The organism is Bifidobacterium panos (assembly GCF_012932445.1).
GTDB lineage: Bacteria > Actinomycetota > Actinomycetes > Actinomycetales > Bifidobacteriaceae > Bifidobacterium > Bifidobacterium panos.
On record NZ_JAAIIJ010000002.1, the window covers coordinates 133,371 to 151,344 of the forward strand.

Consider the following 17,974-nt stretch of genomic DNA (forward strand, 5'->3'; position numbering starts at 1 on the left):
TTAAGTCCACTGCTCATATAGCCTATCAACCGTCTGCAGCATATTCGCCATTGGTTGAGCCGAATCGATAATGGTATCCGCGATGGCTTGGCGCTGTGCTTGCGTGGACTGGTGTCGGATGCGGTCAAGCGCCTGTTGGCGGCTCATATCGCGCGTATTCACCATGCGCTCGATGCGTTCGGCCTCGGGCGCTTCCACGGTGACAATATGGTCGAAAGCAAACGGAATCTCATCAATGACCTCGGCCAGCAACGGAATGTCATGCACGACGATGCGCGCCTCGGGGTGAGCGTTCTCCAAGCGGGCCGCTTCACGGTAAATCAGCGGATGTTCGATGGCATCAAGCCGTTCGCGGGCGCCGGGTTCGGCTTGCCGGCCGAACACATGTTCGGCAAGCCAGGCGCGGTTCAGCGTGCCGTCCGGGTTGAGTGCGTCGGGGCCGAACTCGGCGACGATGCTTGGCAGAGCCTCCCCACCCGGCGCAACCACCGTTCGGGCAAGCGCATCGTAGTCGATCACATACGCGCCCAAGCGCGCGAGCCGTGCCGTCACCGTGCTCTTGCCGGCGGCGATGCCGCCTGTCAGCCCTATTCGCATACCTGCCACACGACGTATCCTAGCCCCACATCCGAAAGAACGTACACTGAACGTCTCTCAGCGTACGTCTCTTCAGATGAATACCGTCTATTTGGAAATTTCGTACACTGACGGTCGCTCAGCGTGCGTTCCTTCATATAAATCAGCTGGTTTTGGAAATTTCGTGCGCTGAGCAGACGTCAGCGTGCGTTCTTTCATATCACGAGCAACGGCGGAAATATAGCGAGGCCCAGCCGGTTCAATCCGGCCGGGCCTCGCGTCGTCTAACGAACTACGTCGTTAAGCAACCGCTCACTCACCAAGCAGCTGGTCGCGCAGAGCGGCGAGCTGATCGGAATCGGCGAGGGTGCCGCTGGAAGTGGTCTCGGAGGAGTAGTTGGACGTCTCCTCGACCTTCTCTTCCTTCTCGTCCTGGCCGTCGGCAGCGGCGGAAGCCTCCGCGCGCTCCATCTCCTTGGCCACGAACTCCTTGTGCTCCTCCCACAGATCGTGGGCGGCGGCGTACTGGGCTTCCCATTCCTCGCGCTGCTTCTCGTAGCCGGCGAGCCACTCGTTGGTGTTCGGGTCGAAGCCTTCGGGGTACTTGTAGTTGCCCTCCTCGTCGTACTCGGCAGGCATGCCGTACAGAGCCGGATCGAAGTCCTCGGAAGCGGAGTCGACGGAATCGTTGGCCTGCTTCAGGGACAGCGAGATGCGGCGACGGTCGAGGTCGACGTCAATCACCTTGACGAACACGGTCTCGCCCGGCTTGACCACAGTCTCCGGGTTCTCGACGTGACGGTTGGCGAGCTCCGAGATGTGCACCAAGCCCTCGATGCCGTCTTCGACGGAGATGAACACGCCAAACTGCACAATCTTGGTGACCTTGCCCTTGACGATCTGGCCGGGGACGTGGGTGCGTGCGAAGCGCTGCCACGGATCCTCCTGTGTGGCCTTGAGCGACAGGGAGATGCGCTCGCGGTCCAGATCGACGTCCAGCACCTCGACAGTGACCTTGTCGCCGACCTTGACGACCTCGGACGGGTGATCGATGTGCTTCCAGGACAGCTCGGAAACGTGAATGAGGCCATCCACGCCGCCCAGATCGACGAATGCGCCGAAGTTGACGATGGAGGACACCACGCCTTCGCGGATCTGGCCCTTCTTGAGCTGCGAGAGGAAGGTCTCGCGCACTTCGGACTGGGTCTCTTCCAGATACTGACGGCGCGACAGCACCACGTTGTTGCGGTTCTTGTCGAGTTCGAGAATCTTGGCTTCGAGCTTCTGACCGATGTACGGCGACAGGTCGCGCACGCGGCGCATTTCGACCAGGGAGGCCGGCAGGAAGCCGCGCAGACCGATATCGACGATAAGACCACCCTTGACAGCCTCGATGACGGTGCCTTCGACAACGCCATCGGCTTCCTTGATCTTCTCGATGTCGCCCCAGGCACGCTCGTACTGCGCACGCTTCTTGGACAGGATCAGACGGCCTTCCTTGTCTTCCTTGGTAACGACAAGGGCCTCAACGGTGTCGCCGACCTCGACGACCTCATCGGGATCGACGTCCTTCTTGATGGAAAGTTCGCGGGAGGGAATCACACCCTCGGTCTTGTAGCCGATATCCAGGAGGACTTCGTCGCGATCGATCTTGACGACGGTACCTTCAACCAGATCACCATCATCGAAGTTCTTGATGGTGGAATCGACTGCCTTGATGAAGTCCTCTTCGGTGCCGATGTCGTTGATGGCGACCTTGGTGACTTCGGTGTTGTTCTGTGCCATATTAAATTAAATGGTTTCTTGCATAGTGGGTGGATATTACTCGATATTCGGTTATGTATATGCGCCCATGCGAAGGCACATACGAGCCTCAACGATACAGGTAGCCATACCCAAGATTTGCGGCGTGTCGCCACATATTATGCCGTCTTTCCCCAACCGTCTGCCCCCGCTAGCCGATGCCACATCACCCCTCGGCCATGTCCACCACATTGGCTAGGAGCATGGCGCGGGTCATGGGCCCCACTCCCCCGGGATTCGGCGTGTAGGCGCTCGCCTTGTCACGGCATGCCTTGTCGATGTCGCCCTTGATGCGATAGCGGCCCGCTTCCTCATCGAAGATGCGGCTGACGCCCACATCGACCAGCACGGCACCTTCCTTGACATCATCCGGTTTGACGAAACTCGCGCTGCCCATGGCGGCCACAATCACGTCGGCGCGGCGCATGTGATCGTGCACGTCTTGGGTGCCGGTGTGACACAACGTGACCGTGGCATTGATGTCGCGGCGCGCGAGCAGCAACCCAATGGTGCGCCCCACGGTAATACCCCGACCCAGCACGCACACTTCCTTGCCGTTCAAATCGATGTCATAGGCGTTCAACAGTTCGACGATGCCGCGCGGCGTGCACGGCAACGGTGTGGCCAAGTCGCTGCGCACATGCAGCACCAGTTCGCCCAGATTGTATGGATGCATGCCGTCGGCGTCCTTGGTTGGGTCGATGAGTCCGATGATTGCGTTTTCGTCGATGCCTTTCGGCAATGGCATCTGGACGATGAACCCCGTGCAGGAGGGGTCGTCGTTGAGCTCACCCACCACTTCGGCGATATCATCAAAGGTCACGTCGGCGGGCAATGTGCGCTTGATCGAACGGATGCCTACTTCCTGGCAGTCGGCGTGTTTGCCGGCCACGTACTTGACCGACCCCGGATCCTCACCGACCAGCAATGTGCCCAATCCCGGCTCGATACCGTTGGCTTTCAAGGTCTCGACGCGCCGCTTCAAGTCGCTCTTGATTCGCGCCGCCACCATCTTGCCGTCGAGTTTCGTGGACATCGTTCCCCTTACGCATCGCTATGAGCCAACCGATACTACGATAAGGTATCGTATCGGCTGTTGCGGCCCAAACCACGCGGAAAGGTGGAAATATCATGAATCACGCAACCAAGACAGGATTCCACCGATAACTCTTCCGACGTATGCTCCGATTCCAACAACACTCCCCAATCCAGCGGCACCACGGATGGACAGACCCATCGGACGAGGGGCAGAGCAACCCCAGCAAATAACGCTTATTGAGAATGATTGTCAACAGCGTTTGCGATAATTCCCAGAACGACCAATGTCTACCTGAGGAAAGGTGGAAATATCATGAATCACGCAACCAAGACAAGCATAGCCGCACTGCTCGCTTCGGCGTTGTTGCTGGCGACGGTGGCATGCGGCAATGGGGCGCAGAATCAGTCCACCCCCTCGACGGATACTTCGCAGAATACGGGCGTAATCACCGTGGTCGCCTCAATCAACCAGTGGGGCTCACTCGCTTCCGAAATCGGCGGCGACGATGTCGAGGTGACTTCCATACTGACCTCCACCAACGTGGACGCGCATGATTTCGAGCCGAAAACCTCCGATCTGACCGCCTTGAGCAAAGCGGAAATCGTGGTGGCGAACGGAGCAGGCTACGACACTTGGGCCACCAAGTCGCGCGGCAGCGAATCGACGCTGGTGTCGGCCGCCCAGATCGTCGGCGCCTCAGACGGGGACAATCCGCATCTGTGGTTCTCCAAGGACGCACGCACCGGCATGGCCAAGGAACTGGCGAACACGTTCTCGAAGGCCCGTCCGGAGCTCAAGAAATCCTTCACCGAGCGGCTCAAGGATTGGCAGGAACGCGAGAAGAAGCTGGATCTTGCGATGAGCAATTTCGCGGATACCCATAGCGACGCAACCTATGCCGCCACGGAATCGGTGGCGTATTACCTCATGTCGGACATGGGCGTCAAGGACGTGACGCCCACGGGCTACGCGCAAGCGAGCGCGAACGGCGGTGAGGTGGCGCCGGCCGATCTGCAGGAGTTCCAGAAGCTCATCGAAGAGAAGAAGGCCTCGGTGGTCATCAACAATAGCCAGGAGTCCTCTGACGCAACGAATATGATCACGGGCACGGCGGGCAAATCCGATGTGTCGGTGGTCGATGTGAGCGAGCAGATGCCGGAGCAATACAAGACGCTGCTCGATTGGGTGAGCGCGCTGATGAACAATGTGATTAAGGCCATCGATCCCAAATACAACAGCGCTTCCCAATCCAGCGGCTCTACGGATGGCACCACAAATGGCGCCACGGATGGACAGACCTCATCGGACGAGGGTCAGAACGAATCCGACAAATAGCGCTTATTGAGAACGATTGTCAACAGCGTTTGCGATAATCCTTAGCACGACCAATGTCTACCTAGGGAGCCTTGCGCATGCGCAACCAGCCGGAATATGCCATCGAACTCAACGATGCCGCCGTCAAACGCGGCGATCGGGTGATTTGGCAGCATGGCACCTTTTCCATTCCCGCTGGCTCGGTGACGGCGATCGTCGGCACGAACGGCGCAGGCAAGACCACGATGATGAAAGTGGAGCTCGGCCTGCTGGCGCTGAGCGAGGGATCCGCAAAGGTGCTCGGGCGGCCCGCCGGCGAAGCGAACCAGCGCATCGGTTACGTGCCGCAAAGCTACGCCTCCAATATCGAATCGAACCTCACCGCCGAGCAATCGGTGCTGCTGGGGCTGACGGGCACGCGCTTCGGCATCCGTCCGATCACACGCGACCAGCGAGACAAGGCACGCGAAGCGATGGCGTTCGTCGGCATCGCGGATAAAGCCGCGTATCGGCTGTCGGAACTTTCGGGCGGCTTGCGCCAAAGGGTCGCCATTGCGCAAGCCATTGTGTCCGATCCCCAACTGCTGATGCTGGACGAGCCGCTGGCCAACCTCGACCTCGCCTCGCAACGTTCCGTCACCCGTCTGCTGGCGCAGCTCAACCGCAAACTCGGCATGACGATCCAAGTGGTGGCGCACGACCTGAACATGCTGCTGCCCATCCTGACGGGGGCGGTGTATTTGCTCGACGGACATCCGCACTACGCTGACATGCGCAACGTGCTCGACTCCAAGCTACTGACGCATTTGTATGGCACCGACGTGCAGGTGGTGACCACGCCGCAAGGCGACATGTTCGTCACGCCGTCCGCCGACGAACACAACAATCCGAACCAAGACATGCACACCGTCGAAGAGGTGGCGCAGATGCACCATCACGGCGACGAGCACAGCGAGGAAGCGCAATGAGCCATATCGAATTCGGTTTCGACCCCAACTGGATGGAAACGCTGTCCACGCCGTTCATGACAAATGCGTTCCTCGCCGGTCTGTGCATTGCGCTCGCCGCGGGGGTGATGGGATATTTCACCATCGCGCGGCACTCCACTTTCGCCGCACACGCCCTGGCGCATATTGGTCTGCCGGGGGCGACCGGCGCCGTGCTGCTGGGACTGCCCGTTTCGCTGGGTTTGGGCGGGTTTGCCTTGGCCGGGGCGCTAGTGATTGGGGCGCTGGGCAAGCGCGTCTCCGAGCGTGAGATCGCCACCGGCACTGTGCTGGCCTTCGCCACCGGGCTGGGGCTGTTTTTCGCCCGGCTGTCGTCGTCGGCGTCGGCGCAGATGCAGTCCATTCTGTTCGGGTCGATTCTGACCATCACCACCGAGCAGATCATTGGATTCCTAGCGTTCGACGTGGTGTTGCTTGTTGTGCTGGCGCTGATTTACCGACCGCTGCTGTTCAGCTCGCTGGACGAGCAGGTGGCTCAGGCCAAGGGCGTGCCGATCGGGGTGATGAACGTGGCGTTCATGGCGATTATGGCCGGGGTGATCACCATCGCCGTGCCCGCCGTGGGTACGTTGCTGGTGTTCGCGCTGGTAATCACCCCGGCCGCCACCGCGACGATTCTCACCGGCAGCCCATTCAAAGCGATGGTCGTCGCCGGACTGCTGTGCCTGGCCGCCATTTGGGGCGGATTGGTAGTCTCCGCGATGTTCCCCGCTCCTCCCAGCTTCATCATCGTCACCCTGTCCACCCTCTTCTGGGCACTCGCCAAAGCCGCCCAAGCATTGCGCCGCTGACCCCATCACCAATCCCGCTCGCGGAAACCCTCCCACCCAATCTCACTCGCGGAAACCCTCCCACGCAATCTCACTCGACGGGCATCGCCCGAGCCAATCCGTCACATCATCCCCATTACCGATCAGACAGAAAACCGACCGATTGGTAATGGAACAATCTCCCACATGTCCCCTCTCGTTACCAATCGGACACCATATCGTCCGATTCGTCACGTATGCGCAAAGTGCCAATACCAATCAGACAGAAAACTGACCGATTGATAATGGGAACGGCATACATTTCACGAGTCATTACCAATCAGACAGGTATACGTCCGATTCGTCACGATGGATGATGATGCAATCCGCTTGCAGTACCAATCGGACAGGTATGCGTCCGATTCGTCACGATGGATGATGATGTAATCCGCTTGCAGTACCAATCGGACAGGTGTACGTCCGATTCGTCACGAGAGGCACAAACCGTTGCGAAATCAGGCAAAACTGTCCTTAAGAAGCATGCCGGCAATATAGAAGTTATCCACAACACGCCCGGGAACAGGAGCTTCGACCACAATGCCCCGTCACGCTGGACAGGGAATAAACACGCCGCCTACGGTCGTTATATGAACAGGAACCATGAAATCGCTTTGCTTGCCGAACTGGCAGAACGACGCGGCTGCTATTTTCACGGGAGCACCCCCGCACTACAGCGGGCGCTACGTCGGCGCGTGGCGGCGGGGACGCTTGTCAGCCCCTATAGGAATCTGTATGCGCGGGCTTCGTACTGGGAATCGCTGAACCCGCGGCAACGACTGATGCATCTGATCCTGTCGCTCGCCATGCGCTACCCGCACTGGACGTTCGCCGCAACCAGCGCGGCGGCCGTTCATGAACTCGAGCTGCCGTGGACATGCATAGGCAATCTGCATGTCACCATTGCCGACACCTTCTGCGGCACGGCAAAAAGGCGTAACGGCACGCGCAGAATCTTCATGCGAGGCATCCCCAAGCAGCGTCGAACGATTCCGCCGCTGCAGTTCACCGCCGATCAGCGTGCCGAATATGGAAGATATGATTCGACGCAAGCGCTGCGCCGACGGCTCGCCCAGAGCGTCACGATATGTGCTACCACTGCCGCGCGCACCTTGGTGGATTGCGGCATGCGCTTGGATTTCGCCCCCGCGTTGGCAATCGCCGATTCCGCATTGCGCAAGCGTCTGACCCATGCCGACGAAGTCGACGCCTGCTGTAATCAGCTTCGTTACGGCCACGATCAAGTCCGACACCTGATGCAATGCGCCAACCCGCTGAGCGAGAATGGTGGCGAATCGTTATGCCGCGCGGGAATCATCGCCGCCGGATACGCCACGCCCCAGCTGCAACGCGAGTTTATCGACCCGCGTGACCCGCTGAACAAGGCGCGGGCAGATTTCGTCTGGGATGCGCCGGATGGTCGAACCATCGTGCTCGAATACGACGGCATGCGCAAATATGTTGACCCGGCAATGACCAAGCGCCAAGATATAGCCGATGTGGTGGCCGCGCAGCTGAAACGCGACACCATGCTCAAGCGCGCTGGTGTGGATTCGATTATTCACGTGACTTACGACGAGGCGTTGGATCTTCACGTGCTAAGGGACAAACTCGCTCGGGCGGGAGTGCCGCGGTGAGGTTGCCCCTCACCTCGCGCAACTGGTAATACAGCTGACTGATAAAGAGTCGCTGATATCAGGGCCATCGTTGAGATACCCATATACCCATAGTTGTACCGATTAGCCGGTTTTCCGTCCGATTCGTAATGGATATACTTAGCACGCCCCGTTACCAATCGGACGGCTTTCTGTCCAGCTGGTAACGGATTGCTGTGTGCACATGACGAATCGAGCGATATGATGTCCGATTCGTAACGGGAAAGCTGTGTCCCGTATTGAATCCGTTACGAATCAGACGCCATATTGTCCGATCCGTAACGGGAGGGCTGCGGGCGCCCCGTGATAGCCTCATTACAAATCAGACGGTTTTCTGTCCGATCGGTAACGGGAAAGCTATGTCCTGTACTGGATTCGTTACCAATCCGACGCTATATTGTCCGACTCGTAATGGGGTTCCGCCCTGTACTGGACCCGTTACGAATCAGACGGTTATTTGTCTGATTGGTATTGATACTTTGCGCATGCGTTACGAATCGGACGATATGGTGTCCGATTGGTCACGAGAAGTGGTGTGTGGTGATTGTTCCGTTACGAATCGGACGGTTTGGCGTCTGATTGGTAATGGAGAGGGAATACGTATATACGGCAGGTAAGTGTCGGTATACGGGTTGATGTGATGGCGACAGGTTATGAACCGATGCAGCGGTAAGGGGACATGGGGCGACGTTGGAGTTTAGCCGATGCTGACCAAGTACGCCCACAAGGGAAAGACCGACGGGCAAAGAGACAACGCTGGAAGGTTAACCAAGGCTGGCCAGGCACGCTCACGAAGGAAACACCAGTGGACAAAGGTTAGCCGATGCTGACCAAGTACGCCCACAAAGGAACGTCGGTGGGCAAAGGGACAACGCTGGAAGCGTTAGCCGATGTTGGCTGGGCGCGCTCGCGAAGGAAAGGCCGACGGGCAAGGGGGAGACGCTGGGGTTAGTCGATGTTGACCAGGGCGGTGGCGAGGGCGGCCAGGCCTTCGCCGCGACCGGTGAAGCCCATGCGGTCGGTGGTGGTGGCGGTGAGGGACACCGGGCAACCGACGAGCCGGGAAAGCGCGGCCACGGCTTCGGCGCGGCGCGAGCCGATTTTGGGACGGTTGCCGACGACCGTTATGGAAGCGGATTGGACAACGGCACCGTGCGCATGCAAATAATCAATGGTTTCACGCAACATATCGGCACCATGCATACCGGCACCATGCACATTCGCCCCCACGCCGAACAGGGAGCCGATATCGCCAAGCCCCGCAGCGGCCAGCAACGCATCGATCAGCGCATGAACGGCAACGTCCCCGTCCGAATCCCCTTCAAGGCCGGAACCCTCATCATCCCACTGCAGGCAAGCCAGCCACATGTCACGGCCACTGCTAGGAGCCGCAAAGCGATGAGCATCAAAACCCTGGCCGACCCGAAGCGTCACTTCTTCGATTTCTTCTCGGCGTCAAGCCGCGCCATGGTGTCCTTGGCGGCTTCTTCGGGAGCCTTAGTGTGATGCTTGTTATCGCCGGGCTGAGGTTCGCTGTAGCCGAGGTTGACGTCGAGCAGACGCTGGGTATTGGCCTCGTCGATTTTCTCGCTCAGGGCGATTTCGGAGGTGAGGATGGAACGAGCCTTCGTCAGCATGCGTTTCTCACCGGCGGACAGGCCATGATCGTCCACATCACGCTGGGCGAGGTCTCGCACCACTTCGGCGATTTTGTTCACGTCGCCGGTGGCGATTTTCTCGACGTTCAGCTTATAGCGCCTCGACCAGTTCATTTCCTTCTCGATGATCGGAGTGCGCAGAATCTCGAACACTTTGGCGACTTCGTTGGCATCGACGATGTCGCGCACGCCAACCTTCTTGGCGTTGTCAACCGGCACGTTAATCACCAAACCGTCGGAAGACAGCACCGACAGCTCCAGATATTCGCGAGTCACCCCCCGCACCGTCCGCTCGGTGATGGCTTCGACCTTCGCCGCGCCGTGACGCGGATAGACGACCATATCGCCGATCTTGTACCCCATGAAACCTCCGACTGAGCAGACACACAAAACCTGAAAAAGTATGCCATGTCCCATGGACGTGCCCACGGTGGACAAACGCCCGATCGACGATGTCCTGACACGCCAAGGCGAATGGACAAAGCCGTGTACACTAATGACCATGAGCACTACCGCGAAGATCGAAGATGATATCGTTGCCGTCCCCGTCAATCAGGGTGATCTTGACCAAGTGAGCAACGCCGAATTCTATAACCCCCATGCCGTTCTGGGCGCACACCTCGCCGAGGGCAAGCATGCCGACCAGACCACCATTCGCGTGCTGAGGCCACTGGCTAAGCAGGTCACCATCCTCACGCAAGCCGGCGAATATCAGGCGCATCATGAATACAACGGCGTATTCATGGCCGTAGTCCCCTCCGTCAAAACCGAGCAGGGCTACAGCGTGCCGGATTATCGTGTCAAAGTCGCCTATGAGAACGGGCCGGAAATCACCGAGGACGATTCGTATCGCTATCTGCCCACCATCGGCGAGATGGATACCTATCTGTTCGGCGAAGGACGCCATGAACGCCTGTGGGAGGCGTTGGGCGCGCATGTCAAGCGCTACGACGACCCGATGGGCGGCGCGGACGGCACGCCCGGCCAGCAGGTCACCGGCGTCGCGTTCGCCGTATGGGCACCGAGCGCCCACGCCGTGCGCGTGATCGGCAACTTCAACTCATGGGACGGCCGCCGTCACGCCATGCGCGCGCTCGGTTCCTCCGGCGTGTGGGAGATCTTCATCCCCGGCATCGGCGCGGGCGAGGTGTACAAATATCAGATTCTCAATGCGAACTATGAGTGGGTGGAGAAAGCCGACCCGATGGAACGCTCGCATGAGGTGCCGCCCGCGACCGGCTCCATTGTGGTCGATTCCGAGCACGCATGGCACGACGACGCATGGATGACCCGCCGCGCCGTCACCGACCCGCATGACGGCCCAATCGCCATCTACGAACTCAATGCCTCCAGCTGGCGCAAGGACGTGAACGACTACCGCGAACTGGCCGACAAGCTGGTGCCGTACATCGAAAAGATGGGCTTCACCCATGTGGAGTTCATGCCGCTGGCGCAGCACCCGTTCGCGGGCTCCTGGGGCTATCAGGTGACGGGATATTACGCCGTCGATTCGCGCCTCGGCTCGCCCGACGACTTCAAATACCTCATCGACAAGCTGCACGAGGCCGGCATCGGCGTGATCATGGACTGGGTGCCCGCCCACTTCCCGAAGGATGCTTTCGCGCTCGGACGCTTCGACGGCACGCCGCTGTATGAAGATCCGGATCCGACGCGCGGCGAGCACCCCGATTGGGGCACGTATGTGTTCAACTTCGGGCGGCGCGAAGTGCGCAACTTCCTTGTCGCAAACGCTTGCTTCTGGCTTGACGAGTACCATATCGACGCGCTGCGCGTGGATGCCGTCAGCTCCATGCTCTATCTCGACTACAGCCGCGAAGCCGGCCAATGGCATCCGAACATCTACGGCGGGCGGGAGAACCTCGAAGCCATCGACTTCCTCAAGGAAGCCAACGCCACCGCCTACAAGAACAACCCCGGCATCATGATGATCGCCGAGGAGTCCACCGCCTATCCGGGCATCACATCTCCCACGGACGCGGGCGGCATTGGCTTCGGCCTCAAATGGAACATGGGTTGGATGCACGACACCCTGTCCTATCTGCATGAAAGCCCCATCAACCGCAAGTGGCATCACAACGAAATCACGTTCTCGATGGTCTACGCCTATTCCGAACGCTATGTGCTGCCGCTGAGCCATGACGAGGTTGTGTACGGCAAAGGCTCGCTGTTCGGCAAGATGCCAGGCGACGACTGGCAGAAGTACGCCGGCGTGCGCGCCCTGTTCGGCTATCAGTGGGCGCACCCGGGCAAGAATCTGACCTTCATGGGCAACGAGCTCGCGCAGTGGGGCGAATGGAACCACGACGCCTCCATCGATTGGGACTGCCTCAATTGGCAGGAACATCAGGGCGTGCAGAGGCTCGTCGCGGATCTCAACAAGCTGTACAAAGAAACCCCGGCCATCTGGAGCCAGGACTTCACCCCGGACGGCTTCCAATGGCTCACCAGCGACGACGCCGATCACAACACGCTGAGCTTCCTGCGCATCGGTTCGAAGGGCGAGCAGTGCGTGGTGGTGGTGAACTTCTCCGGCGATGCTTGGCAGGATTATCAGGTGCCTCTGCCGCAAGGAGGGCGCTGGACGGAAGTGCTGACCACCGACGACCTGAAGTACGGCGGTTCGGGCATCAGCAACGGTTCCTTCGAGGCGAACGCCGGTGAATACCATTCGCGCCCCGCCAGCGCGAAAATCACGGTTCCCGCATTCGCTGCGGTATTCTTGAAGCGGCAAGACTGACGTTTTTCTGCTGAAAGGCGACAATTCAGATGATTAATTCAACTGCACGGCAACAGCCGGCATCCCGCACGGTGCTTGTCGTCGAGGACGAACCGACGCTGGCGACGGCCATTGCCCAGCGCATCACCGCCGAGGGGTGGACGGCTCGTGTCGCGTCGGATGGGGCCAGCGCCGTTGAGGCGGCGGCGCAACTCAGACCCGATCTGGTCATCATGGATATCATGCTGCCGGTGATGGATGGGTTGGAAGCCACCAAGCGCATTGTGACCGCGCGCCCTGTGCCGGTGCTCATCCTCACCGCGCGCGACGATGAGGCGGATAAGGTGATCGGCTTGGGAGCCGGCGCCGACGACTATATGACCAAGCCGTTCTCCATGCGTGAGCTGATTGCCCGTTGCAAGGCACTGCTGCGCCGCGTCGACCGCGCCAAGGTGATCGCCAAGAACGCGGAGAACGAAAAGGTCCTCGACTTCGGGTCGCTGATTATCGATCCGGCGCAACGCACCGTGACGCTTGACGGAGAGTTCGTGCATCTGACACCCACCGAGTTCGATTTGCTGGCCACGCTGGCACGCAAACCCAAATCGGTGCTCACGCGCGAAAAGCTGCTTGAGGAAGTGTGGGATTGGGTGGATGCCTCCGGCACCAGAACCGTCGACAGCCACGTCAAGGCGTTGCGCCACAAGTTGGGTTCCGACATGATTCGCACGGTGCATGGCGTCGGCTACGCTTTCGAGCCTCCCACCGGTGAATAAACCAATCAGACTCAATAAATATGGGCAACAGGCAATACCGTTCTCAGGGCGCGCGTCGGACAGATGTGCGCCCTATCATCGTGTTTCACTCACTCAAGATGGAGCTCAGCGCGCTCATCGCCATCGCCACGGCCATCGCATTCGCCATGTGCTGGTTCCTGCTCAAGTTCGGCTGGAGTGGCTGGATTGCCATGCCGATCACGCTGGTGGTGGCGCTGGGCATCACCTATACCTTTTCCCGCGGCCTGACAGCGCGTCTGCGCCAGTTGCGCGATGCCGCCGAAGCCATGACCGAAGGTGATTACACCGTCCGCGTGCCGCTTGACGATGCCAGTCACGACGAGGTGGGGCAGCTGGCTCGCTCCTTTAACGAGATGGCCGCCGAGCTGCAACACGCCGACCAGATGCGCCGCGATATGGTGGCGAACGTCAGCCATGAGCTGCGCACCCCCGTTTCCGCCTTGCAAGCGCAGGTGGAGAATATGGCGGACGGCGTCACCGAACCCACTCCCGCCAATCTCGAAGGCATTTTGAACCAGACCCAGCGATTGAGCGACCTGATTGCGTTCCTGCTCGATTTGAGCCGTATGGAGGCCGGCGCCGCCAGCTTGGACGTCGAACGTTTCAATTTCGCCGAGTTCCTTGATGACACCGTCGAGCCTCTGGAGCTTGCGGACGGCGGCCACGCACATGACATCCAGATCCATGTGCCGAGCGCCATCATGATGGAAGGCGATCAGGACCGCCTGCGCCAGCTGTTCACCAACATTATCGGCAATGCCCTCAAGCATTCGCCGGACGGCAGCAGCGTGCTGGTCGAGACGCATGAAGATGAGGATCATGGCACGGTGGTCACCAATGTGGTGAATTTCGGATCCCAGATCTCCCCCGAGGAACGTTCCGACATCTTCCGCCGCTTCGTCAAGGGCAAAACCGGCCCCGGAACCGAATCGGGCGGCACCGGATTGGGATTGTCCATCGCACGATGGGCAGCGCAACTGCATGGAGGCACGGTGAAGGTCGTCGATGATTCGCGCGGTGTGGATTTCGAGATTACGTTGCCGAAATATCACATTGAGCAGTAACACGACTCTTCTGTGGTGTGGCGGCGAGCGCCAGCCCCGCCACCACCACTGCCCCGGCTTGGCGAACCGTCTGGGTGCATCGGCGCATCGTCGTGCCTGTGGTCACGATGTCGTCCAGCAATAATACGTATTTGCCTGCCAGCTTTCGGCGGTCGCCGAGCATGTTGTGCTCAGTGAGCCGGGCGGCGCGTTCGCCGGCACCGCTTGTTTGAACCGATTTGCCACGCGCCCGAACGATGGTCAGGGCATTCGCCGCACGGACGTCGATGCCGCGCGTCGCCAAGCTGTGCGCCAGCCCTTTGGCGATTGGCCACAGATGCCGTCGCCCCCGTTCCCTCATCGAGGACGGCGAAGAGGGCGCGGGAACGACCAGCACCTGCGCATCGAGCTTGCGCAGAACGGGTGGCAGTTGCGCCGCATCGATCAGGGCATCGCAGGCGGCAAGAAACGGACGGTTGCATTCCTGATCGCCGTGGTCCTTCCAGTTGAGCACCGCACGTCGCAAGCCCCCTTGGTATGTGCCGCACGCAAACGTCACGCCGAGCAGGGATCCAGGCAAAGGGCGGGTGACGTATTCGCGCAACAGGCCGGCACAATCGTCGCACAGCACTTCGTCCGGTGCGTCGCAGCTCGCGCAACCACGTGGCAACACCAGTCCCAGCATCGCGCGCCACACGCTTGAACGATTCGACACCATAGCCAGCCCGCTTGCCGTAAGTCTTAAGCGCCGATGCGCTTGAGCATTTCATCAAGGAAGAGCAGCGTATCGCCCGGATTGCCGACGACGACCCCCATCGCTCCGGCCTGAACCGCCGGATAATCGTTGCCCTCGGGAGTCATGCGATCGCCCACGAACGCCATGTCAGGCACGTCGATGCCGACCAAACGCGACAGTTCGTGAACGGCGAAGCCTTTGTCGATGCCCCGCTGGGACACGTCCACGCTGGTGTATCCGCCCGCGCGCACCTGCAAATCGGGCACATCAGCCGCAACGGCCTCGACGAGCCCGCGTCTGAGCGCGCCGTCCGGGTCGAAGGACTGTTTGGCTTGCAGGGGCGCGGCCTGTCCCAATACGGAAAAAGTGATTTGCGACCCGCGATCCTCGATGCGCTCGCCCCAGATCCGTTCACGCCACAGGCCCTGTTCGCGGGCGTGACGTTCAAGGCTGCTCATCGCGCGGCGGCGTTGGTCGGCGTTCAGCTCGTGGCTGAACACGCAGCGCCACTGCCCTTGCGACCAACGATAGTAGCGGGTGCCGCTGGTGGGCATGAGATGCAGATGGTCACGATTTGCTTGGGGTTCCAGCATGTCGACGACTTGGCTGGTTACCAGCTCCCAGCGGCCGCCGGTGATGACCGCCACATCGATGTGACGGGTCAGTGCGCTGAAGCGTTGCGCCATATCGGGAATCATCGGGCGTTTGGAGCTGGCAAGCGTATTGTCCAAATCGAAGCCAATCAGGCGTGTGCGGGAGACGAGCGCATCCCAATCCCATTGGTTCCATGCAAGGATCATTGGCACCCCCTGTCCGGACACTGACGGTATGTACATATCCTAACCTATGGGCACCGGTATGGCTTACAGTGGAGATATGCCTGAAGTCCCATGGAACGCACATGTGTATCGCAACCGTCACGGGCGGGGGGTAAGAACCCCGATGTTCGGTATGCGCCTGCCGCGGTATCGCACATCCACTGGCATATTCGACGACCTGCTCGCCGCCCATATCAGAAGACTGAACGAGGCATGGCCGAAGCTGATACAGCCGCTGCAGTTCGCCGTGGAGGACGTGCCGCCCTCCGATCCGACACCTTGGGAAAACGAACCGAATGTGTGCTCCCGGCTGTTTGCCGCCGGGCATGGCGTGCCCACCCGCATCGTGCTGTATCGTATGCCGTTGCAGTCCCGTGCCCGGGGGCGCGAGGAACTGCAATGGGCCATCCGCGACGAACTGGTGGCGCGCATCGCGCAACTGTATGGACGCCGACCTGAGGAAATCGATCCGGATTATCGGTGGTGAAACGCCGTTCAGTGAACCAGCGAGGCGTCCGGGGTTGAATGCACCGTTTCCTCGCTTGCGGCAAGCGCGGTTGGCGCGAGCGAGGACAACCCAGCCACACCGTCACCAAGATCGGCCCCAGTCAGACGCACCGCCCACGCCACTTTCCTGTCGGCGTCGCTGACGAGGGCGGCCAGGCCTTCGCCCGTGACGGTGGCGGCGCTGTTGGCTTTCAGTGTGACCGTTTGCTCGGACTTGGTCTCGCCGTTGTCCGCGATAAACGTGATTTGGGCATCGGTTTGCGCGCTGGAGGTATTGGCCAGTGTCAACGTGGAGGTGACTCCTTCCGGAAGGACGGCAGCCGAGGATTCTTCAGGGGTCACGGCGGACAGCAATGCGAAGTCCTCCTGCCCGTCATTGCCCGAACGCACAGCTTTGACGCCGGCGACAAGATTCGCGTCGCTGGAAGCCAACACCCCGTGCGCTTTGGCGGGGACAGACCCAATGTCAAGCACGGTGACGCGCTGACCTTCCACCTGATGTGTGTCGATCGTGACCAGGCCGTCCTCGGTGACCCAGGAAAGCGACACCTTTGCATCGTGCTCGCCGTACAGGTAGACAAAGGCATGATCGCCTTCGGCCAGCGACGGGATGAGATTCGACGTTGCCGCCTTGCCTGCGGGCATGGCGAAATCCGAGCCTTTGGGTGTCAAACCGTCTATCACGACGGTGCGCACCACCGCGCCGACTGATGCCGACGAACTGTTCACGCTAACATACAGCCCGTCCTGCCCGCCGGCCGCGGCGGAGAGATTCATCGTGGCTTCGCCGTTGGCGGGCACCGTGACGGTGCCGGATGTGGACAGCCCGATTGTGCCGGAGGATTTCGTGCCATAGATTTGCACCGAAACGCTGGCCGTCTTGGACGAGGGGTTGGCGAGCATCAGCTGATGGCTGGTTCCGGTGGACGAGGCAGGCAACAGGAAGGAGTGACTGACTGACGGCACCGCGCAGGTGGCTGCGGAGATGCCGCGCAAATCGCCGTTGGAAGCACGCGAAGCCACGGTGCCGGCCTGCCCGGATCCGGCACCGGCCTTCAGCAAAGTGGCGCTGAGCAGACGGGCTGTGCCGTCCTGATCCGTATAAGTCAGGGCATTGCGGTTGCTCACCGAAGTCGATGACTTCAGCTGGCTGGCTGTGCCGTTGCCGTCAAACGGTGTGACAGATGCGGTATATGCGGAGCCGAACGCGGCAAAGCGGGCGGATGTGGAGAGATCCCCCGCAGAAGCGCGATAATCGCTGTCGCCCCAATCGGTGGAATCGGGCAACGTCATGCGTGCAGGGCAATAGGACTGCAGGCGTTGTTGAACGATGTGATATGCGGTGGCATCGCTACCTGAAGCGGAATCCACCAGCCATTGCGGCATCGAGACAATGCCGAGCAGCACGAAAGCCGCGATAAGGGCGAGACTGGTGATGATGGCGATAATAACACGTATCACACGGACGGAGGTCTTCT

At 60.2% G+C, this 17,974-nt stretch carries 16 protein-coding genes; 8 read left to right on the forward strand and 8 right to left on the reverse strand.

The features are described 5' to 3' along the window. From coaE to G1C94_RS00690, 3 genes are all read right to left on the reverse strand, one after another. Positions 1 to 597, reverse strand: coding sequence for a dephospho-CoA kinase (gene coaE / locus G1C94_RS00680; protein WP_172143911.1), 597 nt, complete (start codon positions 595 to 597; stop codon positions 1 to 3). 291 nt (positions 598 to 888) lie between these two features. Then, positions 889 to 2,361 (reverse strand): 30S ribosomal protein S1, encoded by a 1,473-nt coding sequence (gene rpsA / locus G1C94_RS00685; protein ID WP_172143742.1) that lies wholly within the window; start codon positions 2,359 to 2,361, stop codon positions 889 to 891. 184 nt (positions 2,362 to 2,545) lie between these two features. After that, positions 2,546 to 3,415 (reverse strand): bifunctional methylenetetrahydrofolate dehydrogenase/methenyltetrahydrofolate cyclohydrolase, encoded by an 870-nt coding sequence (locus G1C94_RS00690; RefSeq protein ID WP_172143743.1) that lies wholly within the window; start codon positions 3,413 to 3,415, stop codon positions 2,546 to 2,548. Positions 3,416 to 3,730: 315 nt separating this feature from the next. Here G1C94_RS00690 and G1C94_RS00695 point away from each other — a divergent pair, with 315 nt between their 5' ends. The 4 genes from G1C94_RS00695 to G1C94_RS00710 all read left to right on the forward strand — a co-directional run bounded on the left by G1C94_RS00695 (position 3,731) and on the right by G1C94_RS00710 (position 8,182). After that, positions 3,731 to 4,753 carry a metal ABC transporter solute-binding protein, Zn/Mn family gene (locus G1C94_RS00695; protein ID WP_172143744.1) on the forward strand — a complete coding sequence of 341 codons (1,023 nt, stop codon included), beginning with the start codon at positions 3,731 to 3,733 and terminating at the stop codon, positions 4,751 to 4,753. Between the two features lie 77 nt (positions 4,754 to 4,830). Next, entirely contained in the window at positions 4,831 to 5,700 is an 870-nt protein-coding gene (locus tag G1C94_RS00700) for an ABC transporter ATP-binding protein (RefSeq protein WP_172143745.1), read from the forward strand. After that, the gene (locus tag G1C94_RS00705) at positions 5,697 to 6,530 is read left to right on the forward strand and encodes a metal ABC transporter permease (RefSeq protein ID WP_172143746.1); all 834 of its coding nucleotides are present in this window, start codon (positions 5,697 to 5,699) and stop codon (positions 6,528 to 6,530) included. The genes G1C94_RS00700 and G1C94_RS00705 overlap by 4 nt, the downstream gene beginning before the upstream one ends. A 605-nt stretch (positions 6,531 to 7,135) precedes the next feature. Then, positions 7,136 to 8,182, forward strand: coding sequence for a hypothetical protein (locus G1C94_RS00710; protein ID WP_172143747.1), 1,047 nt, complete (start codon positions 7,136 to 7,138; stop codon positions 8,180 to 8,182). Positions 8,183 to 9,148: 966 nt separating this feature from the next. On the opposite strand, the gene ispF is transcribed toward G1C94_RS00710, so the two are convergent. Both ispF and G1C94_RS00720 read right to left on the reverse strand, forming a co-directional pair. Further along, entirely contained in the window at positions 9,149 to 9,643 is a 495-nt protein-coding gene (ispF, locus tag G1C94_RS00715; protein WP_417852139.1) for a 2-C-methyl-D-erythritol 2,4-cyclodiphosphate synthase, read from the reverse strand. Continuing rightward, positions 9,631 to 10,221 (reverse strand): CarD family transcriptional regulator, encoded by a 591-nt coding sequence (locus tag G1C94_RS00720; RefSeq protein ID WP_172143751.1) that lies wholly within the window; start codon positions 10,219 to 10,221, stop codon positions 9,631 to 9,633. Before G1C94_RS00720 ends, ispF begins: the two co-directional genes overlap by 13 nt. A gap of 139 nt (positions 10,222 to 10,360) precedes the next feature. On the opposite strand from G1C94_RS00720, the gene glgB reads away from it, so the two are divergent. The 3 genes from glgB to G1C94_RS00735 are packed head-to-tail and all read left to right on the forward strand — an operon-like array spanning position 10,361 to position 14,456. Then, positions 10,361 to 12,616: a 1,4-alpha-glucan branching protein GlgB gene (gene glgB / locus G1C94_RS00725; RefSeq protein WP_172143913.1), complete on the forward strand. Its 2,256-nt coding sequence runs from the start codon at positions 10,361 to 10,363 to the stop codon at positions 12,614 to 12,616. Positions 12,617 to 12,645: 29 nt separating this feature from the next. Then, positions 12,646 to 13,371: a response regulator transcription factor gene (locus G1C94_RS00730; RefSeq protein WP_172143753.1), complete on the forward strand. Its 726-nt coding sequence runs from the start codon at positions 12,646 to 12,648 to the stop codon at positions 13,369 to 13,371. A gap of 20 nt (positions 13,372 to 13,391) precedes the next feature. Then, positions 13,392 to 14,456, forward strand: coding sequence for a sensor histidine kinase (locus tag G1C94_RS00735; protein ID WP_172143755.1), 1,065 nt, complete (start codon positions 13,392 to 13,394; stop codon positions 14,454 to 14,456). Here G1C94_RS00735 and G1C94_RS00740 read toward each other — a convergent pair. Together G1C94_RS00740 and G1C94_RS00745 are read right to left on the reverse strand one after the other, a co-directional pair. After that, a complete protein-coding gene (locus G1C94_RS00740) occupies positions 14,425 to 15,153 on the reverse strand; it encodes a ComF family protein (protein WP_253902244.1) in 729 nt (242 codons plus the stop codon). The two genes, G1C94_RS00735 and G1C94_RS00740, sit on opposite strands and share 32 nt — an antisense overlap. A 23-nt stretch (positions 15,154 to 15,176) precedes the next feature. Further along, positions 15,177 to 15,971 (reverse strand): HAD-IIB family hydrolase, encoded by a 795-nt coding sequence (locus G1C94_RS00745; RefSeq protein ID WP_172143757.1) that lies wholly within the window; start codon positions 15,969 to 15,971, stop codon positions 15,177 to 15,179. A 76-nt stretch (positions 15,972 to 16,047) separates the two neighbouring features. On the opposite strand from G1C94_RS00745, the gene G1C94_RS00750 reads away from it, so the two are divergent. Beyond that, positions 16,048 to 16,476, forward strand: coding sequence for a metallopeptidase family protein (locus G1C94_RS00750; RefSeq protein WP_172143759.1), 429 nt, complete (start codon positions 16,048 to 16,050; stop codon positions 16,474 to 16,476). A gap of 8 nt (positions 16,477 to 16,484) precedes the next feature. On the opposite strand, the gene G1C94_RS00755 is transcribed toward G1C94_RS00750, so the two are convergent. Beyond that, complete coding sequence (locus G1C94_RS00755) at positions 16,485 to 17,957, reverse strand: DUF5719 family protein (protein ID WP_172143761.1); 1,473 nt, start codon at positions 17,955 to 17,957, stop codon at positions 16,485 to 16,487. Positions 17,958 to 17,974: the final 17 nt, after the last annotated feature.

Excerpts from the sequence above, each read along its gene's own strand:
- coaE (WP_172143911.1), bottom strand. The coding sequence starts at position 597 with ATGCGAATAGGGCTGACAGGCGGCATCGCCGCCGGCAAGAGCACGGTG.
- rpsA (WP_172143742.1), bottom strand. The coding sequence starts at position 2,361 with ATGGCACAGAACAACACCGAAGTCACCAAGGTCGCCATCAACGACATC.
- G1C94_RS00690 (WP_172143743.1), bottom strand. The coding sequence starts at position 3,415 with ATGTCCACGAAACTCGACGGCAAGATGGTGGCGGCGCGAATCAAGAGC.
- G1C94_RS00695 (WP_172143744.1), top strand. The coding sequence starts at position 3,731 with ATGAATCACGCAACCAAGACAAGCATAGCCGCACTGCTCGCTTCGGCG.
- G1C94_RS00700 (WP_172143745.1), top strand. The coding sequence starts at position 4,831 with ATGCGCAACCAGCCGGAATATGCCATCGAACTCAACGATGCCGCCGTC.
- G1C94_RS00705 (WP_172143746.1), top strand. The coding sequence starts at position 5,697 with ATGAGCCATATCGAATTCGGTTTCGACCCCAACTGGATGGAAACGCTG.
- G1C94_RS00710 (WP_172143747.1), top strand. The coding sequence starts at position 7,136 with ATGAACAGGAACCATGAAATCGCTTTGCTTGCCGAACTGGCAGAACGA.
- G1C94_RS00720 (WP_172143751.1), bottom strand. The coding sequence starts at position 10,221 with ATGGGGTACAAGATCGGCGATATGGTCGTCTATCCGCGTCACGGCGCG.
- glgB (WP_172143913.1), top strand. The coding sequence starts at position 10,361 with ATGAGCACTACCGCGAAGATCGAAGATGATATCGTTGCCGTCCCCGTC.
- G1C94_RS00730 (WP_172143753.1), top strand. The coding sequence starts at position 12,646 with ATGATTAATTCAACTGCACGGCAACAGCCGGCATCCCGCACGGTGCTT.
- G1C94_RS00735 (WP_172143755.1), top strand. The coding sequence starts at position 13,392 with ATGGGCAACAGGCAATACCGTTCTCAGGGCGCGCGTCGGACAGATGTG.
- G1C94_RS00740 (WP_253902244.1), bottom strand. The coding sequence starts at position 15,153 with ATGGTGTCGAATCGTTCAAGCGTGTGGCGCGCGATGCTGGGACTGGTG.
- G1C94_RS00745 (WP_172143757.1), bottom strand. The coding sequence starts at position 15,971 with ATGATCCTTGCATGGAACCAATGGGATTGGGATGCGCTCGTCTCCCGC.
- G1C94_RS00750 (WP_172143759.1), top strand. The coding sequence starts at position 16,048 with ATGCCTGAAGTCCCATGGAACGCACATGTGTATCGCAACCGTCACGGG.